Source organism: Rhizobium terricola (genome assembly GCF_012927355.1).
GTDB lineage: Bacteria > Pseudomonadota > Alphaproteobacteria > Rhizobiales > Rhizobiaceae > Allorhizobium > Allorhizobium terricola.
Window position 1 is genome coordinate 1,497,231 of sequence record NZ_JABBGK010000001.1, and the last position, 25,007, is coordinate 1,522,237.

The 25,007-nt window shown below is 61.9% G+C and carries 35 protein-coding genes; 8 read left to right on the forward strand and 27 right to left on the reverse strand.

Annotated elements, in window-relative coordinates; all coding sequences use genetic code 11:
- Positions 1 to 21: 21 nt before the first annotated feature.
- Positions 22 to 261, reverse strand: a complete 240-nt coding sequence (locus HHL25_RS07115) for a hypothetical protein (RefSeq protein ID WP_169588584.1) — start codon at positions 259 to 261, stop codon at positions 22 to 24.
- 168 nt (positions 262 to 429) lie between these two features.
- On the opposite strand from HHL25_RS07115, the gene HHL25_RS07120 reads away from it, so the two are divergent.
- Entirely contained in the window at positions 430 to 741 is a 312-nt protein-coding gene (locus tag HHL25_RS07120; RefSeq protein ID WP_169588586.1) for a DUF1883 domain-containing protein, read from the forward strand.
- A gap of 106 nt (positions 742 to 847) precedes the next feature.
- On the opposite strand, the gene HHL25_RS07125 is transcribed toward HHL25_RS07120, so the two are convergent.
- Positions 848 to 2,158, reverse strand: coding sequence for a replication-associated recombination protein A (locus HHL25_RS07125; RefSeq protein WP_169588588.1), 1,311 nt, complete (start codon positions 2,156 to 2,158; stop codon positions 848 to 850).
- Positions 2,155 to 3,558 (reverse strand): DegQ family serine endoprotease, encoded by a 1,404-nt coding sequence (locus tag HHL25_RS07130; RefSeq protein WP_169588590.1) that lies wholly within the window; start codon positions 3,556 to 3,558, stop codon positions 2,155 to 2,157. Before HHL25_RS07130 ends, HHL25_RS07125 begins: the two co-directional genes overlap by 4 nt.
- Positions 3,559 to 3,725: 167 nt before the next feature.
- Here HHL25_RS07130 and HHL25_RS07135 point away from each other — a divergent pair, with 167 nt between their 5' ends.
- A complete protein-coding gene (locus HHL25_RS07135) occupies positions 3,726 to 4,091 on the forward strand; it encodes a lysozyme inhibitor LprI family protein (protein ID WP_390624499.1) in 366 nt (121 codons plus the stop codon).
- 58 nt (positions 4,092 to 4,149) lie between these two features.
- Here HHL25_RS07135 and HHL25_RS07140 read toward each other — a convergent pair whose 3' ends face one another.
- The 3 genes from HHL25_RS07140 to HHL25_RS07150 form a co-directional block, all read right to left on the reverse strand.
- A complete protein-coding gene (locus HHL25_RS07140) occupies positions 4,150 to 4,503 on the reverse strand; it encodes a hypothetical protein (protein ID WP_169588594.1) in 354 nt (117 codons plus the stop codon).
- 224 nt (positions 4,504 to 4,727) lie between these two features.
- Positions 4,728 to 6,563: a dihydroxy-acid dehydratase gene (ilvD, locus tag HHL25_RS07145; RefSeq protein ID WP_169588596.1), complete on the reverse strand. Its 1,836-nt coding sequence runs from the start codon at positions 6,561 to 6,563 to the stop codon at positions 4,728 to 4,730.
- A gap of 310 nt (positions 6,564 to 6,873) precedes the next feature.
- A complete protein-coding gene (locus tag HHL25_RS07150) occupies positions 6,874 to 7,077 on the reverse strand; it encodes a DUF1059 domain-containing protein (RefSeq protein WP_169588598.1) in 204 nt (67 codons plus the stop codon).
- Between the two features lie 247 nt (positions 7,078 to 7,324).
- Between HHL25_RS07150 and msrP the strand changes: the two genes are divergently transcribed.
- Both msrP and msrQ read left to right on the forward strand, forming a co-directional pair.
- Positions 7,325 to 8,272, forward strand: coding sequence for a protein-methionine-sulfoxide reductase catalytic subunit MsrP (msrP, locus tag HHL25_RS07155; protein ID WP_169588600.1), 948 nt, complete (start codon positions 7,325 to 7,327; stop codon positions 8,270 to 8,272).
- 1 nt (position 8,273) lies between these two features.
- A complete protein-coding gene (gene msrQ, locus HHL25_RS07160) occupies positions 8,274 to 8,927 on the forward strand; it encodes a protein-methionine-sulfoxide reductase heme-binding subunit MsrQ (protein WP_169588602.1) in 654 nt (217 codons plus the stop codon).
- On the opposite strand, the gene lhpI is transcribed toward msrQ, so the two are convergent.
- Positions 8,924 to 10,663, reverse strand: a complete 1,740-nt coding sequence (gene lhpI, locus HHL25_RS07165; RefSeq protein WP_169588604.1) for a cis-3-hydroxy-L-proline dehydratase — start codon at positions 10,661 to 10,663, stop codon at positions 8,924 to 8,926. The genes msrQ and lhpI overlap by 4 nt on opposite strands.
- Positions 10,664 to 10,910: 247 nt before the next feature.
- On the opposite strand from lhpI, the gene HHL25_RS07170 reads away from it, so the two are divergent.
- From HHL25_RS07170 to HHL25_RS07180, 3 genes are read left to right on the forward strand one after another with little or no spacing between them, the layout of a single operon-like run.
- Positions 10,911 to 11,348, forward strand: coding sequence for a YciI family protein (locus tag HHL25_RS07170; RefSeq protein WP_169588605.1), 438 nt, complete (start codon positions 10,911 to 10,913; stop codon positions 11,346 to 11,348).
- 16 nt (positions 11,349 to 11,364) lie between these two features.
- Positions 11,365 to 11,787, forward strand: coding sequence for a VOC family protein (locus tag HHL25_RS07175; protein ID WP_169588607.1), 423 nt, complete (start codon positions 11,365 to 11,367; stop codon positions 11,785 to 11,787).
- Positions 11,788 to 11,836: 49 nt separating this feature from the next.
- On the forward strand, positions 11,837 to 13,102 hold the full coding sequence (locus HHL25_RS07180; protein WP_169588609.1) for an RNA polymerase sigma factor: 1,266 nt from the start codon (positions 11,837 to 11,839) through the stop codon (positions 13,100 to 13,102).
- 25 nt (positions 13,103 to 13,127) lie between these two features.
- On the opposite strand, the gene HHL25_RS07185 is transcribed toward HHL25_RS07180, so the two are convergent.
- The gene (locus HHL25_RS07185) at positions 13,128 to 13,985 is read right to left on the reverse strand and encodes a DUF817 domain-containing protein (protein ID WP_246701701.1); all 858 of its coding nucleotides are present in this window, start codon (positions 13,983 to 13,985) and stop codon (positions 13,128 to 13,130) included.
- A gap of 76 nt (positions 13,986 to 14,061) precedes the next feature.
- Between HHL25_RS07185 and HHL25_RS07190 the strand changes: the two genes are divergently transcribed.
- On the forward strand, positions 14,062 to 14,460 hold the full coding sequence (locus HHL25_RS07190; RefSeq protein ID WP_169588613.1) for a ribosomal maturation YjgA family protein: 399 nt from the start codon (positions 14,062 to 14,064) through the stop codon (positions 14,458 to 14,460).
- Positions 14,461 to 14,531: 71 nt separating this feature from the next.
- Here the strand turns inward: HHL25_RS07190 and rplQ are convergent, their stop codons facing one another.
- The 19 genes from rplQ to rplP form a co-directional block, all read right to left on the reverse strand.
- Positions 14,532 to 14,957: a 50S ribosomal protein L17 gene (rplQ, locus tag HHL25_RS07195; RefSeq protein ID WP_169588615.1), complete on the reverse strand. Its 426-nt coding sequence runs from the start codon at positions 14,955 to 14,957 to the stop codon at positions 14,532 to 14,534.
- A gap of 116 nt (positions 14,958 to 15,073) precedes the next feature.
- Entirely contained in the window at positions 15,074 to 16,084 is a 1,011-nt protein-coding gene (locus tag HHL25_RS07200) for a DNA-directed RNA polymerase subunit alpha (protein ID WP_028735883.1), read from the reverse strand.
- Between the two features lie 96 nt (positions 16,085 to 16,180).
- Positions 16,181 to 16,570, reverse strand: a complete 390-nt coding sequence (gene rpsK, locus HHL25_RS07205; RefSeq protein ID WP_015915761.1) for a 30S ribosomal protein S11 — start codon at positions 16,568 to 16,570, stop codon at positions 16,181 to 16,183.
- A gap of 133 nt (positions 16,571 to 16,703) precedes the next feature.
- Positions 16,704 to 17,072, reverse strand: a complete 369-nt coding sequence (gene rpsM, locus HHL25_RS07210; protein WP_169588617.1) for a 30S ribosomal protein S13 — start codon at positions 17,070 to 17,072, stop codon at positions 16,704 to 16,706.
- Between the two features lie 228 nt (positions 17,073 to 17,300).
- Positions 17,301 to 17,951, reverse strand: coding sequence for an adenylate kinase (locus HHL25_RS07215; RefSeq protein ID WP_169588619.1), 651 nt, complete (start codon positions 17,949 to 17,951; stop codon positions 17,301 to 17,303).
- Positions 17,948 to 19,288: a preprotein translocase subunit SecY gene (secY, locus tag HHL25_RS07220; protein ID WP_169588621.1), complete on the reverse strand. Its 1,341-nt coding sequence runs from the start codon at positions 19,286 to 19,288 to the stop codon at positions 17,948 to 17,950. Before secY ends, HHL25_RS07215 begins: the two co-directional genes overlap by 4 nt.
- 235 nt (positions 19,289 to 19,523) lie before the next feature.
- Positions 19,524 to 20,003 carry a 50S ribosomal protein L15 gene (rplO, locus tag HHL25_RS07225; protein WP_169588623.1) on the reverse strand — a complete coding sequence of 160 codons (480 nt, stop codon included), beginning with the start codon at positions 20,001 to 20,003 and terminating at the stop codon, positions 19,524 to 19,526.
- 16 nt (positions 20,004 to 20,019) lie between these two features.
- Positions 20,020 to 20,229 carry a 50S ribosomal protein L30 gene (gene rpmD, locus HHL25_RS07230; protein ID WP_169588625.1) on the reverse strand — a complete coding sequence of 70 codons (210 nt, stop codon included), beginning with the start codon at positions 20,227 to 20,229 and terminating at the stop codon, positions 20,020 to 20,022.
- A gap of 14 nt (positions 20,230 to 20,243) precedes the next feature.
- Positions 20,244 to 20,813: a 30S ribosomal protein S5 gene (gene rpsE / locus HHL25_RS07235; protein WP_099057569.1), complete on the reverse strand. Its 570-nt coding sequence runs from the start codon at positions 20,811 to 20,813 to the stop codon at positions 20,244 to 20,246.
- 139 nt (positions 20,814 to 20,952) lie between these two features.
- On the reverse strand, positions 20,953 to 21,315 hold the full coding sequence (rplR, locus tag HHL25_RS07240) for a 50S ribosomal protein L18 (RefSeq protein WP_169588627.1): 363 nt from the start codon (positions 21,313 to 21,315) through the stop codon (positions 20,953 to 20,955).
- Between the two features lie 12 nt (positions 21,316 to 21,327).
- On the reverse strand, positions 21,328 to 21,861 hold the full coding sequence (rplF, locus tag HHL25_RS07245; RefSeq protein WP_169588629.1) for a 50S ribosomal protein L6: 534 nt from the start codon (positions 21,859 to 21,861) through the stop codon (positions 21,328 to 21,330).
- Positions 21,862 to 21,902: 41 nt separating this feature from the next.
- Entirely contained in the window at positions 21,903 to 22,301 is a 399-nt protein-coding gene (rpsH, locus tag HHL25_RS07250) for a 30S ribosomal protein S8 (protein ID WP_169588631.1), read from the reverse strand.
- A 12-nt stretch (positions 22,302 to 22,313) separates the two neighbouring features.
- A complete protein-coding gene (gene rpsN, locus HHL25_RS07255; protein WP_169588633.1) occupies positions 22,314 to 22,619 on the reverse strand; it encodes a 30S ribosomal protein S14 in 306 nt (101 codons plus the stop codon).
- Between the two features lie 33 nt (positions 22,620 to 22,652).
- Positions 22,653 to 23,210 (reverse strand): 50S ribosomal protein L5, encoded by a 558-nt coding sequence (rplE, locus tag HHL25_RS07260; RefSeq protein WP_169588635.1) that lies wholly within the window; start codon positions 23,208 to 23,210, stop codon positions 22,653 to 22,655.
- Positions 23,203 to 23,511 (reverse strand): 50S ribosomal protein L24, encoded by a 309-nt coding sequence (rplX, locus tag HHL25_RS07265; protein ID WP_169588637.1) that lies wholly within the window; start codon positions 23,509 to 23,511, stop codon positions 23,203 to 23,205. Before rplX ends, rplE begins: the two co-directional genes overlap by 8 nt.
- 15 nt (positions 23,512 to 23,526) lie before the next feature.
- Positions 23,527 to 23,895 (reverse strand): 50S ribosomal protein L14, encoded by a 369-nt coding sequence (rplN, locus tag HHL25_RS07270; RefSeq protein WP_018328276.1) that lies wholly within the window; start codon positions 23,893 to 23,895, stop codon positions 23,527 to 23,529.
- A 235-nt stretch (positions 23,896 to 24,130) separates the two neighbouring features.
- Positions 24,131 to 24,367: a 30S ribosomal protein S17 gene (gene rpsQ, locus HHL25_RS07275; RefSeq protein ID WP_169588639.1), complete on the reverse strand. Its 237-nt coding sequence runs from the start codon at positions 24,365 to 24,367 to the stop codon at positions 24,131 to 24,133.
- Positions 24,368 to 24,380: 13 nt separating this feature from the next.
- Positions 24,381 to 24,581 carry a 50S ribosomal protein L29 gene (rpmC, locus tag HHL25_RS07280; protein ID WP_028735898.1) on the reverse strand — a complete coding sequence of 67 codons (201 nt, stop codon included), beginning with the start codon at positions 24,579 to 24,581 and terminating at the stop codon, positions 24,381 to 24,383.
- A gap of 11 nt (positions 24,582 to 24,592) precedes the next feature.
- Entirely contained in the window at positions 24,593 to 25,006 is a 414-nt protein-coding gene (rplP, locus tag HHL25_RS07285; RefSeq protein WP_015915745.1) for a 50S ribosomal protein L16, read from the reverse strand.
- Position 25,007 lies beyond the last annotated feature (1 nt).

Genomic DNA, 25,007 nt, shown 5'->3' on the forward strand with positions numbered 1-25,007 from the left:
TGCCGAAAGAGCCGGATTTCGTCAGGCTTCTACGGGGCCAAGCTTGCCGCGTTCGCGCCAGTAGCGCAGCCTGAGGCGCGGTGCGATTTGCCAGGCGATGAAGGGCGCAATCGCAAAGGCCAGCACCACGACGGCGGGCAACAGGTACTTGGCGTTCTCGTTAAGCATCGGGACCGAAAGAACGGTGATCGCGCCGATACCGAAGATGACGGCGTTGACCATCATCGCTACGCATATGGTGATAAAGGTGTCGGTCTTCATGGAAGATGCTCCTTGCGGTGGATCGCTTACGGTCGAACGCCGCGATCGGCGGTTTGTTCCGAAAAAGGTCCGCATTCATCAAGATCCGGCAGGTGCGCCCCAACCTTTCTTTAACCCACTTAGTGTATATGAGCGATATTGAATTTAACTGACAGGACGAGCAGCCGGATGTCTAAACCGACCTTCCGCTTTACCCATTACGACATGAAGGAACAGCGTGCCGGAGCGATCATCGAAGTGACGTTGTCCGCCGTGAACAATGTGCGGCTGATGAATGCCGGCAATTTCCAGCGTTTCAAGGAAGCGCTCGACTTCAAGTATGTCGGTGGGGTTGCCAAGAAGTCGCCGGTCAAGCTCGTCATTCCGGAACCGGGCCACTGGCATCTGATCGTCGACATGGAAGGGCATCACGGGCTGGCGGATTCGTCGGTGAAGATGCTCTCTGCACCGGCACCGGCCAAGCAGCAGAAGGCGTCCTGACCCCCTAGAGCATTGCCGGCGAAAATGGAGCGCCTTCAATGCTCGATGTCGTTGCTTCAACGCCATCCCGAACGCAAAACCGCTTCACACCTTTGCTGGAATTGCTCTAGCTGTTGCGCTCGCGCCTCAGCTTCGCCCACCAGTCCAGCCGCTTGCGGATCTCCCGCTCGAACCCGCGTTCCGGCGGATCGTAGAAGGTCTTGCGCCCCATCTTCTCCGGAAAATAGTCCTGGCCTGAAAAGGCGTCCGGCTCGTCGTGGTCGTAACGATAGCCTTCGTTGTAGCCCTCGGCCTTCATAAGCTTGGTCGGGGCGTTCAGAATATGCTTGGGCGGCAGCAGCGAACCGTGCTCCTTCGCCGCCCGCATCGCCGACTTGAAGGCCGTGTAGACGCCGTTCGACTTCGGTGCGGTGGCGAGATAGACGCAGGCCTGTGCGAGCGCCAGTTCCCCCTCGGGCGAGCCAAGATAATCGTAGGCATCCTTGGCGGCATTGCAGACGACCAGCGCCTGAGGATCGGCAAGTCCGATATCCTCGACCGCCATGCGCACCAGACGCCGGCCGATGAACAGCGGATCCTCGCCCGCGTCGAACATGCGGCAGAGATAATAGAGTGCGGCATCGGGATCGGAGCCGCGCACCGACTTGTGCAGGGCGGAGATCAGATTGTAATGGCCGTCCTGGCCCTTGTCGTAGACAGGGGCACGGCGCTGGACGATGCGAGCAAGGCCCTCGGTGTCGAAGACCTCGCCCGGACGGGCAGCACGCCAGACCTCCTCGGCCAGCGTCAGGGAGGCTCGACCGTCGCCGTCGGCCATGCGAATCAAGCTTGCACGGGCATTCTCGTCCAATGGCAGCGGCCGACCTTCGGCTGCCTCGGCGCGTTTGAGCAGCGTCTCGATGCTCGCCTCGTCATGGGATTTGAACGTCAGGACGCGGGCGCGCGACAGAAGTGCGGCGTTGAGTTCGAAGGACGGGTTTTCCGTCGTAGCACCGACGAGGATGACGGTGCCGTCCTCCATGACGGGCAGAAAGCTGTCCTGCTGGGCGCGGTTGAAGCGATGGATCTCGTCAACGAAGAGCAGCGTCTGACGCCCCTCCATGCGGCGCATGCGGGCCGCCTCGAACACCTTCTTGAGGTCGGCCACGCCGGAAAAGATCGCCGAGATCTGCTCGAAGGCAAGCCCCGCCTCGCCGGACAGCAGGCGCGCCACCGTGGTCTTGCCCGTGCCTGGCGGTCCCCAGAAGATCATCGACCCCAACGAACCGGAGGCGATCATACGGGCGAGCACGCCGTCCTCCCCGGTCAAATGCTCCTGGCCGGTGACCTCAGCCAGAGATTTCGGCCGAAGCCGGTCGGCCAGCGGCCGGCGGGCCTCCACATCCTTCGGCACATGCGGGGCGAAGAGATCGCTCATCGGAAGATCTGCCGGATGCGCTGGCCGTCGCGTTCGATCTCGACCCGCCAGAAGCCAGGATCGGAGCCCGCGACCTCGGCCATGCCGGCCGTGCTGGTGACTGCGACACCGTTCACGGAAACGATGATGTCATGGGGCTCGAAACCGAGCCGGGCCGCCGGAGATCCCCCGACGACGTCGGTGATCACCACGCCAATGACTTCGGAGGGCATCTTCAATTCATAGGCAAGCTTCGGCGAGAGATTGGCGACCTTGGCGCCGGCAAAGGGGCTGCGTCCCTCGATGAGCCGCTCGTCGCGCGGTGTGGTCTCCGGCGCTCCCGAGAGGGTCATCGAGATTTCCTTCTCCTTGCCATCCTCGCGAACCGTGAGCGTGACCGGCTTGCCGAGACCCGCCGTGGTGAGGCGATAGCCGAGAGCGTCGGGATGCTCGACCGGCATGCCGTCGACCGCGATGACGACCTGGCCCGCCTTCAGACCTGCCTTGGCAGCGGGGCCGTCGTCCAGAACCCTGACGACCAGTGCGCCGCGCACGGTGTCGAGACCCAGCGCCTCGGCAACATCGGAGGTCACCGGATCGAATGTCGCGCCCACATAGGGGCGCTCGAAGCTCGCGGCACCGCCCTCGGCAGCATTCAGGAAGACCTTTACGAGATTGGCGGGAATGGCGAAGCCGACGCCGTTCGAACCGCCGCCCTTGGAAAAGATGGCGGTGTTGATGCCGATCAGTTCACCCTTCATGTTCATCAGCGCGCCACCCGAGTTACCGGGGTTGATCGCCGCGTCGGTCTGGATGAAGAAGCCGAAATCGCCTTCGTTGATGCTGTTGCGGGCAAGACCCGAAACGATACCGCTCGTCACCGTCTGGCCGACACCGAAGGGATTGCCGATGGCAAGCACGAGATCGCCGACCTCAAGACGGTCGGAATCGCCGATCGCGAGGGCCGGAAGCTCTTCCTTCGCATCGATCTTGAGGACCGCGAGGTCCAAGCGATCATCCTTCAAAACCACCTTCACCGGAAATTCGCGGCCGTCGGAGAGCGCCACCTTGATGTCGTCAGCCCCGTCGATGACGTGGTTGTTGGTCACCACCATGCCGTTGGCGCCGACGATGACGCCGGACCCGAGCGAGGACTGCTTCTCGGTCCGGTTCGGCATCTGCTGGCCGAAGAAGTGTTCGAAGAAGGGGTCGCCGGCAAAGGGGGAAGCCCGCCGCTGGACCAGGCGTTCGGCATAGACGTTCACGACCGCGCCATGGGTCTGCCTGACCAGCGGTGCGAAGGAAAGCTGCATCTCGGTTGCCGTTTGTGGAACGCGGAGTTCCTCGGCGCGCACGGACAAAGGAGCGCACATCACAAGTGCCAGCGCCGAGATTGCGACACCACGAACAAAACCCTGCATGGAATTCTCCTGCCTGAAAGATAGGACGTTTTACCGCCCGGCGCGGAAAAGGAAAGCGCGCTGAGGCCGCACCGGACGGCGCGTCACCAAAGTTAGTGGCGATTTGAACTTTTCCAAGGCGAAGACGTTGGCGAACCACAGGGTAATCGAAGCAGGAGCCAATGCCGATGTCAGGAACCAGCCGTCTTAGCCTCACCGTCGCCGCGCTGTTGATCGCCGTCCCCATTCTTGCGTTTTCGACCACAGCCTCGGCCGCGAGTTTCGACTGCAACAGGCAGGGGTTGGCTGCGGACGAGATGGCGATCTGTGAAAACCGCGACCTCAACGACCTGGACGTCAAGATGGTCACGACGTTCGAGCTGATCTCCAGCCTGCTGCCGATGGGAAACCGCGGCGAACTGCAGGACCAGCAGTCCGCCTGGCTGAGACAGCGCCAGAACTGTGGCGCAGACGTCGATTGCCTGGAAAGGGCCTATGAGGACCGCATCACGCAAATCAACCGCGTCTACGACACGATCGAAAAGCCTCAGTGATTTCGATAGCTAGTTATTTCGCTATTCAGCTAAATACACTCCTCAACTTCCGTATCTTTCAAGACTTGGCGCCCGCTCTAAAGCCGCGCATTGCGAATGCGAACAGAAGCAACGTAACCACAACATGGTAGAGCACCCGCGGATCCGCCGGATTGCCGATGGAAACACCAAAGGAAAGGACGATGGCGATCCACCCGGCGCAGCCGATGGCAGCGAGCGCGGACAAGGCCCGATCCGATTGCCGGCGCGCCCGCAAGCCGCAAAGCAGCGCAAGAAGGACGGCAAAGCCGCTTGAGCCGAGAGACCAGACGAGCTCGGGACTTCCCCAGGCAAAGGTGAGGAAAGATCCGTAAGCATGAAGAAGCGCGCCGATGAACAGCACGAAGGATAGGACGAGTTCAGCAATCATCATTGAAACATACCTTTTTGAAAATTGAGGCATCGCCGGCCGACGATGCCTGAGCGGGGCACGATAGCGCAGATCTGTTCGTGGGCAATATGAGCCGGGACCGATCGTTCGGGCATCAAGGGGCCGTCCGGCCTTACACTGCGACAACGAAAAAGAAAGGCGCCGGAGACTAGTCTCCGGCGCCTTCATTCCCAACATCAGTTCAAATGCCGCAGCGCGAGCCGGATTCACTCCGGCAGGATGCGCACCGCGCCGCGGTCGGCCGAGCTGGCGAAGGCGGCATAGGCTTTGAGCGCGGTGGTGACGTTGCGCTTGCGCGGGCTCGCCGGCTTCCAGCCGAAGGCGTCCTGCTCGGCGCGGCGGCGGGCCAGTTCATCATCGGCAACGGCCAGGTTGATCGTGCGGTTGGGGATGTCGATCTCGATCGTGTCGCCTTCGCGCACCAGGCCGATCGTGCCGCCGTTCGCCGCTTCCGGCGAGGCGTGACCGATGGACAGGCCCGACGTGCCGCCGGAGAAGCGGCCGTCGGTGATCAGCGCGCAGACCTTGCCGAGGCCCTTCGACTTCAGATAGCTGGTCGGATAGAGCATTTCCTGCATGCCCGGGCCGCCCTTCGGGCCTTCGTAGCGGATGACGACGACGTCACCGGCGACGACCTCGTTGGACAGGATGGCCTTCACGGCCGCATCCTGGCTTTCATAGACCTTGGCCGGACCGGTGAACTTCAGGATCGACTCGTCGACGCCGGCGGTCTTCACGATGCAGCCGTCGAGCGCCAGATTGCCCTTGAGGACGGCCAGACCGCCATCCTTGGAGAAGGGATGCTGGGCATCGCGGATGACGCCGTTTTCGCGGTCGAGGTCGAGCTCTTCCCAGCGAGCCGCCTGACTGAAGGCGACCTGGGTCGGGATGCCGCCCGGGGCGGCGCTGAACAGCTTGAGGGCTGCCGGGTCCTCCGAGACGGAAATGTCCCACTTGGCCAGTCCTTCGCCAAGGGTCCTGGCGTGAACGGTCGGCAGATCGGCATTGAGCAGGCCGGCGCGGTTCAGTTCGCCGAGAATGGACATGATGCCCCCGGCCCGGTGGACATCCTCCATGTGCACGTCGGCCTTGGCCGGGGCGACCTTGGACAGGCACGGAACCTTGCGCGACAGGCGGTCGATGTCGTCCATGGTGAAGTCGACCTCGGCCTCGTGGGCGGCGGCGAGGATGTGCAGGACGGTGTTGGTCGAGCCGCCCATGGCGATGTCGAGCGCCATGGCATTCTCGAAGGCGCCCTTGGAGGCGATGGTGCGCGGCAGTGCGGTCGCGTCGTCCTGCTCGTAGTAGCGGCGGGCGAGGCCGACGATGCTGCGGCCGGCCTCGAGGAAGAGTTCCTTGCGGTCGGCATGGGTGGCAAGCGTCGAGCCGTTGCCCGGCAGCGACAGGCCGAGCGCCTCGGTCAGGCAGTTCATCGAATTGGCGGTGAACATGCCGGAGCACGAGCCGCAGGTCGGACAGGCCGAGCGCTCGATGGTGGCGACGTCCTCGTCGGAGATCTTGTCGTCGGCGGCGGCAACCATGGCATCGACCAGGTCAAGCGCGACCTTTTTGCCGTGCATGACGACCTTGCCGGCCTCCATCGGGCCGCCCGAGACGAAGATCGTCGGGATGTTGAGGCGCAGCGAGGCCATCAGCATGCCGGGGGTGATCTTGTCGCAGTTGGAGATGCAGACCATGGCGTCGGCGCAGTGCGCGTTGACCATGTATTCGACGCTGTCGGCGATCAGTTCGCGTGACGGCAGCGAATAGAGCATGCCGTCATGGCCCATGGCGATGCCGTCGTCGACGGCGATCGTGTTGAATTCCTTGGCGACGCCGCCGGATGCCTCGATCTCGCGGGCGACCAGCTGGCCGAGATCCTTCAGGTGCACATGGCCCGGAACGAACTGGGTGAACGAGTTGACCACGGCGATGATCGGCTTGCCGAAATCCGAATCCTTCATGCCGGTGGCGCGCCAAAGGCCGCGCGCACCCGCCATGTTGCGGCCGTGGGTGGTGGTTCTCGAACGATAGGCTGGCATCGGTGTTACCTCGGATTTGTTCTGTCGCGCGGAATGACCCGTCGGCATGCCCGGTCAAAGGCCCTGGACATGCCCGCTTTTGCGATCTTTCGTAAAGGATCAGGCTCGGGCTGTCACTATCGGCAACCGGCAATTCGGTACGCCCGAGGATAACAGCTGGCAGGCCGGGATGCCAGCCGCAGCTCACCTACCCGCCGGTCCGACGGGTCGAACCGGGCCTCCGACCGCTCAAGGCCCGTGACGCCCTCGCCTCGCCAGAGGCGGGGGCCGCGCCTTCCCCGACCGGGGAAGGCCTCGAATTCCGCGCAGGTCAGGCGACGTTGCGCGGAGCTTCCATCTCGTGCACGGCCTTGCGGATCTCCGCCCGGAATGCCGGCGTGTCATGCTCGCCGTGAACCGACACGGCATGCACGACAGCAGCGTTGACGAGTTCGTCCATGCTGTCGGCGGAAATGGCTACGGTGCACTTCATTTCGCTCGGGAATTCCCGGCAGTCGATAAACTTGCGGCCCATTTTGTCCTCCCTGACAAGCCTTGCCTTCGAGAAACCCAGCCCACAGACATTCTACTCCCCTTGCCGGGCGGCGACAAACGACAAAGCCGGTCAGGCCCGATCGGAGCGTCCCGCGGCGGGTGCGCCCCAGTGTGCGGGCGACTACACGAAATCGTGGTCGAAAGTTTCTTTTCGCAGGCGTGAAACTCTGCTCTCTTCCCTTACGTAATAGGGTCAGAGACCTGAACCACAGCGAAAGAGCATCGCCATGTCCCGTTATCGTCCGCCCCGCATCGCCTCGAGCGAAATCACGCCGCAGTCGCTCTACATTAACCGACGGAGCCTGATCGGCGCAGCGGTCGGCGGACTGGCGTTCGCGGCGGCGCCGAAAGCGTTTGCCGCCGCGCTTTCCGCATCGCCCAGCCGCTACGTGCTGACGGAAAAACCGACGACCAAGGAAGACGCGACCACCTATAACAACTTCTACGAATTCGGCACCGGCAAGTCCGACCCGGTTGCCAATTCCGGTTCCTTCACGACCCGGCCCTGGTCCGTCGAGGTCGGCGGCCTGGTCGCGAAGCCGCAGATCATCGACATCGAGACGATCCTCAAGGACTTCGCCATGGAGGAGCGCGTCTACCGGATGCGTTGCGTCGAAGCCTGGTCTATGGTGATCCCGTGGATCGGCTTCCCGTTGTCGGCCCTTCTCGACCGGGTCGAACCGCTCGGCAGCGCCAAATATGTTGCCTTTGAAACCGTGGTGCGGCCGGAGGAAATGCCCGGCCAGAGCGGGCTCTTCCAGCCCCTGCCCTGGCCCTATGTGGACGGGCTTCGGCTCGACGAGGCGCGTCATCCGCTGACGATCCTCGCAACCGGGCTCTATGGGGAGACGCTGCCCAACCAGAACGGCGCGCCGCTTCGCCTCGTCGTACCGTGGAAATACGGCTTCAAGGGCATCAAGTCGATCGTCCGGATCACGCTCACCGAGAAAGAACCGCCCTGCTCGTGGAACATCGCGGCCCCGAGCGAATACGGGTTCTACGCCAATGTGAACCCGGCCGTGGACCATCCGCGCTGGAGCCAGGCGAGCGAACGGCGCATCGGCGAGGCCGAGGGTCTGTTCGGCGGCGCGCGGATCGCAACACTTCCCTTCAACGGTTATGCCGACGAGGTCGCGAGCCTCTATGCCGGCATGGACCTTGCGAAGTCTTTCTGAGATGGCCGGTCTTGCCCTGCCCGCGCGCCTCAAGCCCGCATCCGTCTGGACGCTCTATGCGGTCGGACTGCTGCCGGGTCTTTACGCCTTTTATCTCGGCATTTTCGGAGGTCTTGGAGCCGATCCGGTCCGGGCTTTCGAGCACCTGCTCGGCCTCTGGGCCTTGCGCTTCCTTTGTCTCGGGCTCGCCGTCACGCCGCTTCGCGATCTTTTAGGTATTAACCTAATTAGCTACAGGCGCGCACTTGGGCTCCTGGCCTTCTACTATGTGCTCGCCCACTTCACCGTCTATCTGACGCTGGATCGCGGGCTCATTATCTCGTCGATCCTCGGCGACATCGCCAAGCGGCCCTATATCATGCTGGGCATGGCCGGATTGCTGATGCTGATCCCGCTCGCAGCGACGTCCAACCGGTGGTCGATCCGGCGCCTTGGACAGAACTGGAACCGGCTGCACAAGCTGGTCTATGCCATCGCAGCCGTCGCCGTCCTTCACTATGCCCTGTCGCTCAAGGCTGTGACGGCCGAACCCGCCTTCTACATCGCCGTCGTGACCGTGCTTCTCGCCTACCGCCTGGTGCGGCCGAAGGTGACGGAATGGAAGCGCGGACGGCGCAATGCTCCGGCCGGAGGCAGCGCGCGTCCGAGCGTCTAGACCAACCACAGCGGCAAGCCGCCAGGCGCCTTGCCCGTCATGGCGGCGGCAGCGCAATCGGCGAGGCTGGCGAAGCGGACCTGCTTTCCGCTCAATCCGGGGCCGTAGTGAGCGTATTTTCCGGAATTGGTCAGTATGGTCCGGGCCTTCGGCGGGACGATGGGCTGCATAACCGTGCACCAGCAGGCGTCGCGGACGAAGGTCGCCCCGAACGCTTCGAGTTCGCCGGCAATGCCCGCCTCGATGACCTTGGCGTGGGTGGCGCGGCTGACGGTGATCGTCACGGTCACGTCCCGGTTCCTTTTCCGCCCGGCGAGAAGATCGGCGAGTGCGTTGCATTCGTCGAAGGAGAAGTGCGGATTTCCGAACGCGACGAGATCGATCGGGTCGCCCGTCGTCGGATTGAAGTGATGCCAGTCATTGGCGAGGTCACGGCGTGTGACTCCGACCGTCGGCAGATCCGCGCCTCCGGTTGCCTCGGCCAGCGACGCCGCTTCGGGCGTCACACCAACGATGTGGAACATCGGCGCTGCGGACGTGGTGGCGAAGGCTGCACCGAAGGCCTTCAGGTCGTCGGCGGACGGGCGAGCATCCTCCAAGCCGGTAACGACCGGGATGGCGTTGGGCGCAAGCGTGCCGATCCGGTAGCCGAGCAGAGGCCAGAAGCTGTCGTCGCGGCCATCCATCTTCTCCACGTCGACGACCACGCGGGCCTTGCGGTTTTCCGTCAGATGACAGCCGGCATGGGGCGCACGGCCGGTCAGTGCGATGCAGATATCGAGAAAGTCCGGATATTTCATCGTGCGGGCGCCCAGCACGCTGTTGGCATAGACGACGGCGTTGGATTCGGCCCAGGCGATGTCCTCGCCCGGGGCGGGCGCGCTGTCGAGCTGGTAGGGCGCACAGGTGAAGGTCGGCCGCGCGCCCATGCGCACATAGGCGTCGGCGAGCGCCCCGGCCGCGGTGGAGAGAACTGGATCGGTGCCCTGCTCGCGCCAGTGGGCCTGATCGACGGAAATCGCATTGAGCGATGTCGGCACGACGACCCTGCCGCCCCAGTCGGCGAGTTTTTCGGCGAAATCGAGACTTGCGGGCCCGGTGTAGATGCAGCCGTCGACATGGACCTGGGCGACGTCGATCAGCTTTTCCGCACCCAGGAGGTCCGCCATGCGGCGGACGACCCGCATGGCCGTGCGGGTAGCCTTCGGGGCTTCTTCCGACAGGAGCGCGAGATCGGACGCAGTCAAGGCAACGGAGGACGAATGCTTCGCCGGCCGCACCGGGATGGCAGGCGACGTGGCGCCGGGTTCATGGACCAGACCGTTTCCGATGTGAAGGCGCGCCACTCCCTCAAGGTCGGCGAATGCCGACGGCGTGATCACCGCGATAGGCAGGGAACGGGCGTACATCTCCTCGGCAACGATGACCCCGAGGGTCAGGATTTCCTCGCTCTGACAGAACACCATGCCGGCCGGCGCCGTGCCGGCGAGGATAAGCTGCATCAGCACGGCGCTGCCGGTGCAGGAGCCGCGGCCGCCGGGAATGGTAAGGATCGCCCCCTTCAGACACTTGCCGTGCAGCGGATGTGCCTGGTCGATGACAATGCCGGTGTCCGGATCCACACCGCCCCAGAAGCTCAGGGCCGTATCGGACCAGAGAAGAGGCCCCTCGGCCACGCCCTCGATCAGCATGCGTGCGGTGGAGGCAAATGGCGCCCGTTCGATTTCGGTAGACATACGCTTCTCGTCCTCCAGAATTCCGGCCTCAAGCTTCCGATACCGAGCTCAAGGCATTCACCTCGACTACCACGCCGGCGGGGCAAATCAAGCAGAGCCCCTTGTCTCAACGGTCGGCATCGGATGTCATGCGCCGGGGGAACAGTTTCCTGAAGAAAGACTTTGAAGGCATGTCGAATCCGGTCACGGCCGTTCGTCATAGGATCATGCGCCAGGGAGCGCGGATCGGAAACCAGGGAGAAAAGCAATGCGTGTCATGGTGATGGTAAAGGCGACGGAAGACAGCGAAGCCGGCATCCTGCCCTCCAACGAGCTCGGCGAAGCAATGGGCAAGTTCAACGAGGAGCTGGTCCAGGCCGGGATCCTTCTGTCCGGCGACGGGTTGAAGCCCAGCAAGTTCGGCAAGCGGATCGCCTTCGACGGCGACAGCCGCCGGGTCATCGACGGACCCTTCGCGGAAACGCGTGAACTCGTGGCCGGATACTGGGTCTGGGAGGTCCGTGACATGGACGAGGCCGTGGAATGGGTGAAACGCTGCCCGAACCCGATGCCGGGCCCGAGCGAAATCGAAATCCGCCAGTTCTACACGATCGAGGACTTTGCGGAGACATTGACGCAGGAGACGATCGATCTGCATCACCGCAATGCCGACACGCTGGCCAAGCAGCAGACAGAGAAGAGCTGAGGGAGCAAGGCACATCATGAGCAAGATGATCTTCATCAACCTGCCGGTCTCCGACCTTGGCGCCTCGACCCGGTTCTACGAGGCGCTCGGGGCGACCCGCAACCCGCAGTTTTCCAACGAGAACGCCGCCTGCATGATGCTCTCCGACACGATCGGCGTGATGATCCTGACCCACGACTTCTACCGCACCTTCACCAGCCGGCCGATCGCGGATGCCCGGGCGACGAGCCAGACGCTGCTGGCCCTGACGGTTGCGGAGCGGGCCGAGGTCGACCGCGTTCTGGAAGCGACGGTCTTGAGCGGCGGGCGCGCCGATCCGAACCCACCTCAGGATCACGGCTTCATGTTCAGCCGCTCCGTGGAGGACCCGGACGGCCATGTCTGGGAGATCTTCTGGATGGATCCGGCCGCAGCCGGGGGCGACGCGCCGCCCGCATGACCTACAATCCGGATTGACTGGCATGGGCCGGTCTCCATAATTCCGGCCCATGCAGACCGACGAGGCCCACACGACAACGGAAACGGTGTTCCGGATGGAACGCGCCCGGCTGATCGCCGCGCTCGCACGGCTGGTTCGCGACGTGGGCCTGGCCGAGGAACTGGCCCAGGATGCCCTTGTCGCAGCCCTTGCCGAATGGCCGAAGCGCGGCATACCGGACAAGCCCGCAGCCTGGTTGATGGCGACCGCGCGGCGGCGCGCGTTCGACGGCTTCCGACGCCAGCGGATGATCGCCCGCAAGAACGCAGAAATCGGCGCCGAATTGGGACCTGACTCCCACGACCCGGCTGCCGAAATCGAGGCGGCCATGGACGACGACATCGGTGACGAGCGCCTGAGTCTAATTTTCACGGCCTGCCATCCCCTGCTTTCGCTCGACCAGCGCGTGGCACTGACACTCAAGCTGATCGGCGGACTGACGACACAGGAGATCGCGCGGGCCTTCCTGTCGAGCGAAACGACGATTGCCCAGCGCATCGTCAGGGCCAAGAAGGCGCTCGGATCGGCGGGGCTCCCCTATGTGGTGCCGCAGGCCGAGGAACTGCCCGCCCGCCTCGCCTCCGTTCTCGAGGTGATCTATCTGATCTTCAACGAGGGCTATGCCGCCAGCACAGGCGCGGACCTGATCCGCCCGCAACTCTGCGCGGAGGCGTTGAGACTGGGGCGCATCCTGGTCGGGCTTCAGCCGGACGAGCCGGAAGTTCACGCATTGCTTGCGCTCATGGAAATCCAGGCCTCGCGCCTTCCGGCACGGGTCGGAGCGGATGGCGTTCCGTTGACCCTTGCCGAGCAGAACCGGGCGCGATGGGACCATTTGCTGATTCGCCGCGGGCTGGATGGACTGGACCGGGTGGAACGTCTCAACGGCGCCGGAGGCAGCTACGCCCTGCAGGCGGCGCTTGCGGCATGCCACGCCCGGGCAATGCGCTACGAGGATACCGACTGGCACCGCATCGCCGGGCTCTATGACAGGCTGCTTGATGTCACGCCCTCGCCCGTTGTTGCGCTCAATCGCGCAGTCGCACATGCAATGGCCTTCGGCCCGGAGAAGGGGCTCGCTCTGGTCGCGGATCTGGAACAAGAACCTGCACTCGCGGGCTATGCGTCGCTGGCCGCGGCACGCGCCGACTTCCTGTTCAGGGCCGGGCGGTGGGCGGAGGCGAAAGCAAGCTACGAGCGGGCGGCAGCGCTATCCGGCAATGCCGGGGAGCGGGCCTTCCTGATGCGACGCGCCGAACAGTGCGCGGCGTTCTGACCTCGGGCTGGCGCAGGCGGGCCTGCTATTGCGGAATGTGGATCTTCTCGCGGATATGCTTCAGCGAGGCAACGATGGTGAAGGTCATGATCACCAGGAGCGTCCACGAACTCCATTTGCCGAGATGCACCGTCGACCAGGCCCCAAGCTGGTTGGGATAGTGCCAGACCGCAAAAAAGGTGGAGATGTTTTCCGCCAGCCAGATGAAGAAGCCGATCAGGATGAAGGACAGGATCATCGGCATCTTCCTGTCGCGATCGAAAGGCCGGTAGATGACGGTGGCGCGCGCATAAAGGCCGATCGCAAGGGCGGCGATGTACCAGCGATAGTCGCCGATGAAATGATGAGTGAAGAAATTCAGGTAGATCGCGAGGGCGACCATGGCCGCCATCCAGTAAGGAGGGTGATGGCGGATCCGGACATGCAGGAGCCGCCAGGCCTGGATGATATAGCTGCCGACGGCCGCGTACATGAAACCCGAGAAGAGCGGCACGCCGAGCACCTTCGTGTAGGCGAAATCCGGATATGACCAGGACTGGATGGCGCCGGAAGTCTTGAACACCTCCAGCGCGAAGCCGACGAGATGGAAGAGGCAGATCGCCTTGAGTTCGTCCAGTGTTTCCAGCTTTGCCCAGACCATCCAGATCTGAATGGCAAGGGCGATGGCCGAGAGGAGATCGTAGCGCGGAATGCCGAGCAGCCCGTCCCGTGGCGTCACGAAGATCGACACGAAGAACAGGCCGGCAAAAAGGCAGGCACGCGCCTCCTTGGTGCCAAAAAGCAAGAACTCCGCGATGAAGCGTCGGAAACCGGAAAGTTCAGGAGCAGGTGGCGGATCCATCAGAATGCGATCGAGGTCCTCGAGCCGCAACAGTCTTCGCATGGGTAAAGTCGTCATCTGGCTGATAGATCCCCTCGTCTGCACTTGCGTGTCCGTCCACTCAAGCTAGAAGCAGCCTATGGACAAATTGAAGGCAAGATCGTCAAACCGCCTGAAGCCGCTTGCCGCCGCCGCACTGGTCATCGCCACCGGCACGACATTGCGCCTTGCCGGCTATGAAGCGGGCCTGCCCTATGTCGTCGTCAAGTATGGCGGATCGCTGCTCTGGGGCGCCATGGTATATCTGCTGGTTACGGTGGCCTTGCCCGCCCGACCGCGATTGGGGATCCTGCTTTCGCTCATCATTGCGATTGCGGTCGAGTTGTTCAGGCTCTACCACACGCCCTGGCTGGATGCATTCCGCCTAACGCTCGCGGGGGCCCTGCTGCTCGGCCGCATCTTTTCCGTCTGGAACATCGTCGCCTACATCGTCGGGATAGCGGTCGCCGCAGCAATCGCCGGTCGCCGTCACCGATAGCCACGACGCGAAAAGGCCGGGTGATCGCTCACCCGGCCTTTTCGTCAAGTCCTTCCCGTGCGGGAAAAAACTCAGGCGGCTTCGGCAGCTTCTGCTTCAGCGGCAACGCGAGCCTTGTCGGCTGCGCCCTTGGCATCGACGTCGCGCTCGACGAATTCGATGACGGCCATGGCAGCGTTGTCGCCCTGGCGGAAGCCGGCCTTCATGATGCGCAGGTAGCCGCCGTTGCGGGTGGCGTAGCGCGAAGCGATGGCGTCGAACAGCTTGGCGACGACGGCAACGTCGCGGATCTGCGAGATCGCCTGGCGGCGAGCATGCAGGTCGCCGCGCTTGCCGAGCGTTACGAGCTTTTCAACGATCGGGCGAATTTCCTTCGCCTTCGGCAGGGTGGTGACGATCTGCTCATGCAGGATGAGCGAAGCAGCCATGTTGGCGAACATCGCCTTACGGTGGCTGGCGGTACGGTTCAGCTTGCGGCCGGCTTTCTGGTGGCGCATTGCTATTCTCCTTTAAGTGCAGGCTCTGTCTCAGAGGCTGCCGTTTCCTGACACATACGGGCATTCGCCCGCAGTTTGACGGGGAAAGGCAGGCTTAGAGGCTGCCTTCACTGTTATTAATACTGGTCTTCGTAACGCTTCGCGAGATCTTCGATGTTCTCGGGCGGCCATGCCGGTACTTCCATACCGAGGTGCAGGCCCATGGAAGCGAGAACTTCCTTGATTTCGTTCAGCGACTTGCGGCCAAAGTTCGGAGTGCGGAGCATTTCTGCTTCGGTCTTCTGAATGAGGTCGCCGATATAGACGATGTTGTCGTTCTTCAGGCAGTTGGCCGAACGGACCGAAAGCTCGAGCTCGTCGACCTTCTTGAGGAGGGCCGGGTTGAACGCGAGTTCGGTGACGGCTTCCTCTTCGACTTCCTTCTGCGGTTCGTCGAAATTGACGAAGACGCCGAGCTGGTCCTGGAGAATGCGGGCCGCGAAAGCGACAGCATCTTCACCGGTGATCGAACCGTCGGTCTCGATGGTCATGGTCAGCTTGTCGTAGTCGAGAACCTGTCCTTCGCGGGTGTTTTCCACCTTGTAGGACACCTTCTTGACCGGCGAGTAGAGGCTGTCGACCGGGATTAGACCGATCGGAGCATCTTCAGCGCGGTTACGATCGGCCGGCACATATCCCTTGCCGTTGGCGACGGTGAATTCCATGCGGATCTCGGCGCCCTCGTCGAGGGTGCAGATCACATGGTTCGGGTTGAGGATTTCGATATCGCCAACCGTCTGAATGTCACCGGCGGTCACGACGCCCGGACCCTGCTTGCGCACGACCATGCGCTTCGGATCATCGCCGTCCATCTTGATGGCGATTTCCTTGATGTTGAGCACGATGTCGGTCACGTCTTCCCGGACGCCCGGGATCGACGAGAACTCATGCAGCACGCCGTCGATCTGGACGGCCGTGACGGCACCGCCACGCAGCGACGACAACAGAACGCGACGCAGCGCGTTGCCGAGCGTCAGGCCGAAGCCGCGTTCCAGCGGCTCGGCGACGAGGGTCGCCTTGGTGCGGCCGGACGAGGTGAACTCGACCTTGTTCGGCTTGATCAGTTCCTGCCAGTTCTTCTGAATCATGATTTTACCTTTCGTTCGTCGTCACCATCCAATCGTGACGACCGAGCTAACATCGAGAGGAGCGCACAAGGCGCTCGTCGACGGGATGAAAGATGATCAGACGCGACGCTTCTTGCGCGGGCGGCAACCATTGTGCGGGATCGGGGTCACATCGCGGATCGAGGTGATCATGAAGCCCGCAGCCTGCAGAGCGCGCAGAGCCGATTCACGGCCGGAACCCGGACCGCAAACTTCGACTTCGAGCGACTTCATGCCGTGTTCCTGAGCCTTCTTGGCGCAGTCTTCAGCAGCGATCTGGGCGGCGAACGGGGTCGACTTACGCGAACCCTTGAAACCCTTGGCACCAGCGGACGACCAGGCAATCGCGTTGCCCTGTGCGTCGGTGATGGTGATCATGGTGTTGTTGAACGTCGAGTTGACGTGGGCAACACCCGACGAGATATTTTTGCGTTCGCGACGGCGTACGCGGGTGGCTTCCTTGGCCATGACTTCCCTTTCGTTGATCTAAACACCGCCGTAGTTCCAGCGGCTACACCGGAAAGGGCCAGAACAGCCCCTTACCAAACTCAAAGAAGGCCGGCACTGACGCGCCAGCCTCCCATTCCGGAAAAACCGGAAATTACTTCTTCTTACCAGCGATCGCCTTCGCCGGACCCTTGCGGGTGCGGGCGTTGGTGTGGGTGCGCTGACCGCGAACCGGCAGACCACGACGGTGGCGCAGGCCACGGTAGCAGCCAAGGTCCATCAGACGCTTGATGTTCATCGAGGTTTCGCGACGCAGGTCACCTTCGACCTGGTAATCGCGGTCGATGGTTTCGCGGATTGCCAGGACTTCAGCGTCGGTCAACTGGTGAACGCGCTTCTCGGCCGGAAGACCGACCTTCTCCATGATTTCCCGTGCGAACTTCGGGCCGATCCCGTGAATGTAGGTCAGCGCGATAACAACGCGCTTTGCCGTCGGGATGTTGACGCCAGCGATACGTGCCACGCCTATTCTCCTTGCTTCCAGTTGCCATCCGGCAAGTGGTGTCTCGTTACACGGCCCGAATGGGCCGCAATTACAAATCGGGTTCTCAACAAGTCAAAACGATCGAACCCGGTCTTCCAAGGTGGAAGAACGCGCCGATCGCTTCAATGTCGCGAGTTGGCGCGCTATTTAGCGGAATCAGCTGCCGAAAGCAACCGGTCCCACGAAGATTCTTGCGGACCCGCCAAGTCAGAGCTTGGCGAGGATCCCTTCTATTTCCGCCGTGACCGCATCGATCTCGGCCATACCATCCACCGACTTCAACTTGCCCTTGGCATAGTAGTAGCCGATCAGCGGCGACGTCTTCTTGTAGTAATCCTGGAGACGCGTGGTCATCGTCTCGGCGTTGTCGTCCGGGCGACGCTTGAACTCCGTCGAGCCGCACTTGTCGCAGACGCCCTCGACCTTGGGCTTCTGCAGCCGGTCATGATAGCCCGAGCCGCACTTGGCGCAGGTATAACGACCGGAGACGCGATCGACGAGGACCGAATCATTGACCTGGAGCTCGATAACCACGTCGAGCTGCATCCCCTTGCCCGCCAGCATCGCCTCGACCGAATCGGCCTGGACGAGCGTCCGCGGATAACCGTCGAGGATGAAGCCGTTCGCACAGTCCGGCTGGTCAATGCGCTCGGAAACGATGGCATTGACGATGTCGTCGGATACCAGGTTGCCGGCATCCATCACCGCCTTGGCGCGCTTGCCCACATCGGTCCCGGCGCTGACGGCGGCGCGCAGCATGTCACCGGTCGACAATTGCGGAATGCCATGCTTCTCGACAATTCTCTGGGCCTGCGTCCCCTTACCCGCTCCCGGCGGACCCAAAAGGATAAGTCTCATCGTCCCCTCTTTCCTCCACGCAACTTGGACTTCTTGATCAGCCCCTCATATTGCTGGGCAATCAGGTGACCTTGGATCTGTGCTACAGTATCGAGGGTAACGCTGACAACAATCAAAAGAGAAGTACCACCAAGGGATAATGGTACGCCTGTCTCGGCAACCAGGATCTCGGGGAGGATACAGACGAAGACGAGATAGATCGCACCGATCACGGTGATGCGGGTCAGCACGTAATCGATGTATTCGGCGGTGCGCTCACCGGGGCGGATACCCGGGATGAAGCCGCCATGCTTCTTCAGATTGTCGGCCGTGTCCTTCGGATTGAAGACGATGGCCGTATAGAAGAAAGCAAAGAAGGCGATCAGGGCGGCGTAGAGCACCATGTAGAGCGGCTGGCCGTGGCCGAGCGTCGACACGATCGTCGTGGCCCAGGAGGGCAGCGTCGAGGTGCCGGCAAAGCCCGCAGCCGTTGCCGGAAGCAGCAGCAGCGACGAGGCGAAGATCGCCGGGATGACACCCGAGGTGTTGAGCTTCAGCGGCAGGTGCGAAGTGTCGCCCTGGAACATGCGATTGCCGACCTGACGCTTCGGATACTGGATCAGCAGGCGACGCTGGGCGCGCTCGACGAAGACGATCAGCGCTATCACGCCAATGGCGACGACGATGACCGTCAGAATCAGTACGGTCGACAGGGCGCCGGTTCGACCGAGGTCGAGGGTATGGGCAAGAGCGGTCGGAAGACCGGCGGCAATACCGGCGAAGATGATGAGCGAAATACCGTTACCGATACCGCGCGAGGTGATCTGTTCGCCGAGCCACATCAGGAACATGGTACCGCCGAGCAGCGTTACGACCGTCGAGATACGGAAGAACACGCCGGGGTCGCCGACCATCCCCTGCCCGCTTTCGAGGCCGACGGCAATGCCATAGGCCTGCAGCGTGCCGAGAAGCACCGTGCCGTAGCGGGTGTACTGGTTGATGATCTTGCGGCCCTGCTCGCCTTCCTTCTTCAGGTTTTCGAGCGCCGGCACGACCGAGGTCATCAGCTGCACGATGATCGACGCAGAGATGTAGGGCATGATGCCGAGGGCGAAGATCGCCATACGCTGAACGGCGCCGCCCGAGAACATGTTGAAGAGGCCCAGAATGCCGCCGGCCTGGCCCTGGAAGGCCGCCGCATAGGCTTCGGGGTTGAGGCCGGGCAGCGGAATGTGGGTGCCCAAGCGATAGACAAGCAAGGCGGCCAGCGTGAACCACAGTCGCTTCTTCAGATCTTCCGCCTTGGCGAAAGTCGAGAAGTTGAGGTTCGAGGCCAATTGTTCCGCTGCAGAAGCCATGAAATTCTCCGCAAAACCAAATCCGGCGGCACGGAACGCCGAAACCGGAGGCTATCGTCCAATGTTTTTAAGAAAACCGGGCGTGGAGGAGATTGCGCTGCAACCGCATGCCTCACCCTTGTTTTCCAGAATCTCCCGGAAGACGAAACGACGTCACTCCGTCCTAGGATCGTGAGGCTCACATATGGGAGCAAGATCGCCCGGAGTAAACACCCCGGGCGATCCGATTGAAGACTTATTCGGCAGCTTCAGCAGCGGCGGCGAGCAGCTTGATCGAGCCGCCGGCCTTTTCGATCTTCTCGACGGCGGTCTTCGACGCGCCGGCAACCTCGATGGTCACCTTGGCGGTCAGTTCGCCGCCCGAGAGAACGCGTACGCCGTCCTTGGCGCGACGGATGACGCCGGCAGCCTTGAGGGCAGCAGCATCGATCGTTGCCTTCGGGTCGAGCTTCTTGGCATCGATCGCGGTCTGGATACGGCCGAGCGAAACGGTCACGTATTCGGAAGCGAAGATGTTGTTGAAGCCGCGTTTCGGCAGACGACGATAGATCGGCATCTGGCCGCCTTCGAAGCCGTTGATCGCAACGCCCGAACGAGCCTTCTGACCCTTGACGCCGCGGCCACCGGTCTTGCCCTTCCCGGAGCCGATACCGCGACCAACGCGGATACGGTCCTTGGAGGCGCCTTCGTTGTCCTTGATTTCATTCAGTTTCATGATGATTTCCCCCGTCTCACTTCTCGTCGACGACGCGAACGAGATGCTGGACAGCACGGATCATGCCGCGAACCGAAGGAGTGTCCTCCAAGGTGCGGACCCGGTGCATCTTGTTGAGGCCCAGACCGATGAGCGTCTTGCGCTGCACTTCCGGACGGCGAATGGGCGAACCGATCTGCTCGACCGTGATCGTCTTTGCTTCAGTCTTCTTCGTAGCCTTAGCCATGGGTCAGACTCCTCTTATTCTTCCGAGGCATTGCCGGAAGCGGCACGGCGAGCCTGAAGCGTTGCATACTTGATGCCGCGCTGAGCTGCGATGTCCTTCGGGTGAACCTGGTGCTTCAGGGCGTCGAACGTGGCGCGAACCATGTTGTACGGGTTCGAAGAGCCGGTCGACTTGGCGACAACGTCGTGCATGCCGAGCGTTTCGAAGACGGCGCGCATCGGGCCGCCTGCGATGATGCCGGTACCGGCCTTGGCCGAGCGCAGCAGAACCTTGCCGGCGCCGTGGCGACCGTTGACGTCGTGGTGCAGCGTACGGCCGTCACGCAGCGGTACGAAAATCAGTTCGCGCTTGGCAGCTTCGGTTGCCTTGCGGATAGCTTCCGGCACTTCGCGTGCCTTGCCGTGGCCGAAACCGACCCGGCCCTTCTGGTCGCCGACGACGACGAGGGCTGCAAAGCCGAAACGACGGCCGCCCTTCACCACCTTGGCGACGCGATTGATCGCGACCAGCTTGTCGACAAATTCGCTGTCGCGCTCTTCACGGTTCTGGCGGTCTTCGCGCGAACCACGCTTTTCCTGTGCCATTGTCCTTTTCCTTTTTCTTTTCCGGGTGCAATCGGCAGATTACGAAAAACTCCGCCCTGCCCTTTCCGGGCGGTGGCGGAATCCGGGGACCGGCTAATGCCGGAAATCCGCCCGGACCGCAAGGTCCGGGCGGAATTTATTAGAAGTTCAGACCACCTTCGCGGGCTGCTTCTGCCAGGGCCTTGATGCGGCCGTGATAGATGAAGGCGCCACGGTCGAAGACAACTTCCTTGACGCCAGCCTTGGCGGCACGCTCGGCGACGAGCTTGCCGACAGCAGCAGCTGCTGCAACATCGGCGCCGGTCTTCAGCCCGCCCTTGAGGTCTGCCTCGAGAGTCGAGGCAGCTGCAACGGTCTTGCCAGCGACGTCGTCGATGATCTGAGCGTAGATGTTCTTCGACGTGCGATGTACCGACAGACGCGGACGGCCGTTGGCCACCGCCTTGATCTGACGCCGTACGCGATTGGCACGACGAACAAGTGCTTCTTTTCTGCTTGCCATTTCGCGCGTTCCTTACTTCTTCTTGCCTTCTTTGCGGACAATCCGCTCTTCGGCATACTTGACACCCTTGCCCTTGTAGGGCTCGGGGCCGCGATATTCGCGGATCTCAGCAGCGACCTGACCGACCTGCTGCTTGTTGATGCCGGAGACGATGATTTCCGTCGGCTTCGGAACGACGATCGTGATACCGACCGGCGGTTCGTAGACAACGTCGTGGCTGAAGCCGAGTGCCAGCTGCAGGTTCTTGCCCTGCAGCGACGCGCGGTAACCGACGCCGTTGATCTCGAGCTTGCGCTCGTAACCGTCCTTGACGCCCTTGAAGATGTTTTCGATCATCGTGCGGGACATGCCCCACTTCGAACGAGCATCCTTGGAGTCGTTGACCGGCAGAACAACAACAGCGTTGTCTTCCAGCTTCACGGAAATTTCGTCATTCGCGACGAAGAAAAGTTCGCCCTTGGGGCCCTTTGCAGTCACCTTCTGGCCGTCAACGGTGGCCGTGATCCCTGCAGGAACCTGAACGGGCTTTTTACCGATACGAGACATGTTTCAATCCTGTCTGTTCGCTAGGAGATCACTGCTCAGTCTTAGAAGACCGAGCAGAGAACCTCGCCGCCTACGTTCTGTTCGCGAGCCTGGTGGTCGGCCATCACGCCCTTCGGAGTCGAAAGGATGGTGATGCCGAGGCCGTTCGCGACCTGCGGAATGGACTTGACCGAGACATAAACTCGGCGGCCCGGCTTGGAGACGCGGCCGATTTCGCGGATGACCGAAGCACCTTCGTAGTACTTCAGTTCGATCTGCAGTTCGGCCTTGCCGTTGTCATACTGGACTTCGGAGTAACCGCGGATGTAGCCTTCAGCCTGAAGGACATCGAGAACGCGTGCACGAAGCTTGGAAGCCGGCGTGGAAACCGAGTTCTTGCGGCGTGCGGCGCCATTGCGGATACGGGTGAGCATATCGCCCAACGGATCAGTCATCGTCATTTGCCCGTCTCCTTACCAGCTCGACTTGACAATACCCGGCACCTTGCCGAGGTTGCCCAGCTCGCGAAGCGCGATACGCGACATCTTGAGCTTGCGGTAGAATGCACGCGGGCGACCGGTGACTTCGCAACGGTTGCGAATACGGGTCTTGGAGCCATCACGCGGCAGGTCTGCCAGCTTCAGGGTTGCCTTGAACCGGTCTTCGATCGGAAGCGCCTGGTTCATGATGATCGCCTTGAGGGCAGCACGCTTGGTGGCCTGGTTGGCGACGGTCTTGCGGCGGCGCTTGTTCTTCTCGACTGCGCTTGTTTTCGCCATATCGAAGTTCCTCTTCTACGCTCGTCGTTACGGTTACTGACGGAACGGGAAGTTGAACTCTTTCAAAAGAGCCCGAGCTTCGTCGTCCGAGTTTGCCGTCGTGCAAACGATGATGTCCATGCCCCACATCTGATCAACCTTGTCGTAGTTGATCTCAGGGAACACAATGTGTTCCTTGATGCCCATGGCGAAGTTGCCACGGCCATCGAAGGACTTCGGGTTCAGGCCGCGGAAGTCGCGAACGCGCGGAAGCGCGATGTTGATCAGGCGGTCCAGGAATTCGTACATACGGGCGCCGCGCAGGGTGACCTTCGCGCCGATCGGCATGCCTTCGCGAACCTTGAAGCCTGCAATCGAATTGCGAGCGCGCGTGATGACCGGCTTCTGGCCGGCGATCGCTGCGAGGTCGGCAGCAGCAACGGTGGGCTTCTTCGAATCAGCGGTAGCTTCGCCGACGCCCATGTTGATGACGATCTTTTCGAGCTTCGGGATCTGCATCTCGTTGGAGAAGTTGAACTGCTCCTGGAGGGCCTTGCGGATCCGGTTCACATACTCGGTCTTGAGCCGCGGCTCATACTTTGCCTCAGCCATCGATCACATCTCCCGAACGCTTGGCCACACGTACCTTCTTGCCGTCGACGACGGAGAAACCGACGCGGGTCGGCTTGCCGTCCTTGTCCATGACGGCAAGGTTCGACAGGTGCACGGATGCTTCCTTGTTGATGATGCCGGCTTCCTGCGTCTGCGTCTGGCGCTGGTGGCGCTTCACGACGTTGATACCGCGAACAACGGCGCGGTCTTCCTTCGGCAGAACCTGGAGGACTTCGCCCGAGCGACCCTTGTCCTTGCCAGCGAGTACGACGACCTTGTCGCCTTTACGAATCTTTTGCATCGCTTGTCGCTCCTCTTACAGTACTTCCGGAGCCAGCGAGATGATCTTCATGTGGTTCTTGGCGCGAAGTTCGCGCGGAACCGGTCCGAAGATACGGGTGCCGATCGGCTCTTTCTTGTTGTCGATAAGAACAGCTGCGTTGTTATCGAAGCGGATGACGCTGCCGTCCGGACGACGGATGTCCTTGGCGGTACGCACGACAACCGCCTTCATCACGTCACCCTTCTTCACGCGGCCGCGCGGGATAGCTTCCTTGATCGAGACGACGATAATGTCGCCGACCGAAGCGTACTTGCGCTTGGAGCCGCCCAGCACCTTGATGCACATGACACGACGTGCGCCGGAATTATCCGCCACGTCGAGGTTAGTCTGCATCTGAATCATGTCAGGTCGCCTTCTTGTTGTAACCCGAACGGTTGGGCGCGAACGCCCCCTATTCCGGCTTATGAAAATTTCGAATGTCGCGCGGGTAGGATCTTGCCAGGGTGGTTTCCTTGTTAAGGACCTTCCGTGCGCTCAAAGCAAAAGAACGCCCGTTGCCGGAGCGTTCCTGCGCCAATGGTGTGCTTCATACAGATTTCTGCGCCTGACGCAAGGGCCAGGCGCAAAACTCTGTAAATTAAGCGTGGGCGGCGATAACCGTCCAGCGCTTGTCCTTCGAGATCGGTGCGCATTCCTCGATGGAAACTACGTCACCTACCTTGTACTGGTTGTTCTCGTCGTGGGCCTTGTACTTCTTGGACCGGCGAACGGTCTTCTGAAGCAGCGGGTGAGCGAATCGACGCTCGACGCGAACCACGACGGTCTTTTCGTTCTTGTCGCTGACAACGACGCCCTGCAGAATGCGTTTAGGCATATTTTTCTGGTCCTTAGGCCTTGGCTTCTGCCGCCTTCTGGCGGGCAATGGTTTTCACGCGTGCGATGTCACGACGGACTTCCTGGATACGCGAAGACTTTTCAAGCTGGCCAGTCGCCTTCTGGAAGCGCAGGTTGAACTGCTCCTTCTTCAGCTTGGCAAGCTCGTCATTCAACTGATCGGCGCTCATGGCGCGAACGTCTGCGGCTTTCATGGGCTTGATCCTTACTCTGCAATGCGCTGAACGAAGCGCGTCTTGACCGAGAGCTTGGCCGAACCGAGGCGGAGCGCTTCGCGCGCGATTTCCTCGGATACACCATCGATCTCGAACATCATACGGCCGGGCTTTACCTTGCAGGCCCAGTATTCAACCGAGCCCTTGCCCTTACCCATACGCACTTCGGTCGGCTTGGCAGTGACCGGAACATCGGGGAAAACCCGGATCCATACACGGCCGGCGCGCTTCATGTAGCGGGTGATCGCACGACGAGCAGCTTCAATCTCGCGGGCGTTGACGCGGTTCGGCTCAAGAGCCTTGAGACCGAACTCGCCAAATGCCAGGTCGAAACCGCCCTTGGCAACACCCTTGATGCGGCCCTTGAACTGCTTGCGGTACTTAGTACGCTTTGGCTGCAACATT

Coding starts and splice junctions, on each gene's coding strand:
- HHL25_RS07115 (WP_169588584.1), bottom strand. CDS start 261: ATGAAGACCGACACCTTTATCACCATATGCGTAGCGATGATGGTCAAC.
- HHL25_RS07120 (WP_169588586.1), top strand. CDS start 430: ATGTCTAAACCGACCTTCCGCTTTACCCATTACGACATGAAGGAACAG.
- HHL25_RS07125 (WP_169588588.1), bottom strand. CDS start 2,158: ATGAGCGATCTCTTCGCCCCGCATGTGCCGAAGGATGTGGAGGCCCGC.
- HHL25_RS07130 (WP_169588590.1), bottom strand. CDS start 3,558: ATGCAGGGTTTTGTTCGTGGTGTCGCAATCTCGGCGCTGGCACTTGTG.
- HHL25_RS07135 (WP_390624499.1), top strand. CDS start 3,726: ATGTCAGGAACCAGCCGTCTTAGCCTCACCGTCGCCGCGCTGTTGATC.
- HHL25_RS07140 (WP_169588594.1), bottom strand. CDS start 4,503: ATGATGATTGCTGAACTCGTCCTATCCTTCGTGCTGTTCATCGGCGCG.
- ilvD (WP_169588596.1), bottom strand. CDS start 6,563: ATGCCAGCCTATCGTTCGAGAACCACCACCCACGGCCGCAACATGGCG.
- HHL25_RS07150 (WP_169588598.1), bottom strand. CDS start 7,077: ATGGGCCGCAAGTTTATCGACTGCCGGGAATTCCCGAGCGAAATGAAG.
- msrP (WP_169588600.1), top strand. CDS start 7,325: ATGTCCCGTTATCGTCCGCCCCGCATCGCCTCGAGCGAAATCACGCCG.
- msrQ (WP_169588602.1), top strand. CDS start 8,274: ATGGCCGGTCTTGCCCTGCCCGCGCGCCTCAAGCCCGCATCCGTCTGG.
- lhpI (WP_169588604.1), bottom strand. CDS start 10,663: ATGTCTACCGAAATCGAACGGGCGCCATTTGCCTCCACCGCACGCATG.
- HHL25_RS07170 (WP_169588605.1), top strand. CDS start 10,911: ATGCGTGTCATGGTGATGGTAAAGGCGACGGAAGACAGCGAAGCCGGC.
- HHL25_RS07175 (WP_169588607.1), top strand. CDS start 11,365: ATGAGCAAGATGATCTTCATCAACCTGCCGGTCTCCGACCTTGGCGCC.
- HHL25_RS07180 (WP_169588609.1), top strand. CDS start 11,837: ATGCAGACCGACGAGGCCCACACGACAACGGAAACGGTGTTCCGGATG.
- HHL25_RS07185 (WP_246701701.1), bottom strand. CDS start 13,985: ATGCGAAGACTGTTGCGGCTCGAGGACCTCGATCGCATTCTGATGGAT.
- HHL25_RS07190 (WP_169588613.1), top strand. CDS start 14,062: ATGGACAAATTGAAGGCAAGATCGTCAAACCGCCTGAAGCCGCTTGCC.
- rplQ (WP_169588615.1), bottom strand. CDS start 14,957: ATGCGCCACCAGAAAGCCGGCCGCAAGCTGAACCGTACCGCCAGCCAC.
- HHL25_RS07200 (WP_028735883.1), bottom strand. CDS start 16,084: ATGATTCAGAAGAACTGGCAGGAACTGATCAAGCCGAACAAGGTCGAG.
- rpsK (WP_015915761.1), bottom strand. CDS start 16,570: ATGGCCAAGGAAGCCACCCGCGTACGCCGTCGCGAACGCAAAAATATC.
- HHL25_RS07215 (WP_169588619.1), bottom strand. CDS start 17,951: ATGAGACTTATCCTTTTGGGTCCGCCGGGAGCGGGTAAGGGGACGCAG.
- secY (WP_169588621.1), bottom strand. CDS start 19,288: ATGGCTTCTGCAGCGGAACAATTGGCCTCGAACCTCAACTTCTCGACT.
- rplO (WP_169588623.1), bottom strand. CDS start 20,003: ATGAAACTGAATGAAATCAAGGACAACGAAGGCGCCTCCAAGGACCGT.
- rpmD (WP_169588625.1), bottom strand. CDS start 20,229: ATGGCTAAGGCTACGAAGAAGACTGAAGCAAAGACGATCACGGTCGAG.
- rpsE (WP_099057569.1), bottom strand. CDS start 20,813: ATGGCACAGGAAAAGCGTGGTTCGCGCGAAGACCGCCAGAACCGTGAA.
- rplR (WP_169588627.1), bottom strand. CDS start 21,315: ATGGCAAGCAGAAAAGAAGCACTTGTTCGTCGTGCCAATCGCGTACGG.
- rplF (WP_169588629.1), bottom strand. CDS start 21,861: ATGTCTCGTATCGGTAAAAAGCCCGTTCAGGTTCCTGCAGGGATCACG.
- rpsH (WP_169588631.1), bottom strand. CDS start 22,301: ATGACGATGACTGATCCGTTGGGCGATATGCTCACCCGTATCCGCAAT.
- rpsN (WP_169588633.1), bottom strand. CDS start 22,619: ATGGCGAAAACAAGCGCAGTCGAGAAGAACAAGCGCCGCCGCAAGACC.
- rplE (WP_169588635.1), bottom strand. CDS start 23,210: ATGGCTGAGGCAAAGTATGAGCCGCGGCTCAAGACCGAGTATGTGAAC.
- rplX (WP_169588637.1), bottom strand. CDS start 23,511: ATGCAAAAGATTCGTAAAGGCGACAAGGTCGTCGTACTCGCTGGCAAG.
- rplN (WP_018328276.1), bottom strand. CDS start 23,895: ATGATTCAGATGCAGACTAACCTCGACGTGGCGGATAATTCCGGCGCA.
- rpsQ (WP_169588639.1), bottom strand. CDS start 24,367: ATGCCTAAACGCATTCTGCAGGGCGTCGTTGTCAGCGACAAGAACGAA.
- rpmC (WP_028735898.1), bottom strand. CDS start 24,581: ATGAAAGCCGCAGACGTTCGCGCCATGAGCGCCGATCAGTTGAATGAC.
- rplP (WP_015915745.1), bottom strand. CDS start 25,006: ATGTTGCAGCCAAAGCGTACTAAGTACCGCAAGCAGTTCAAGGGCCGC.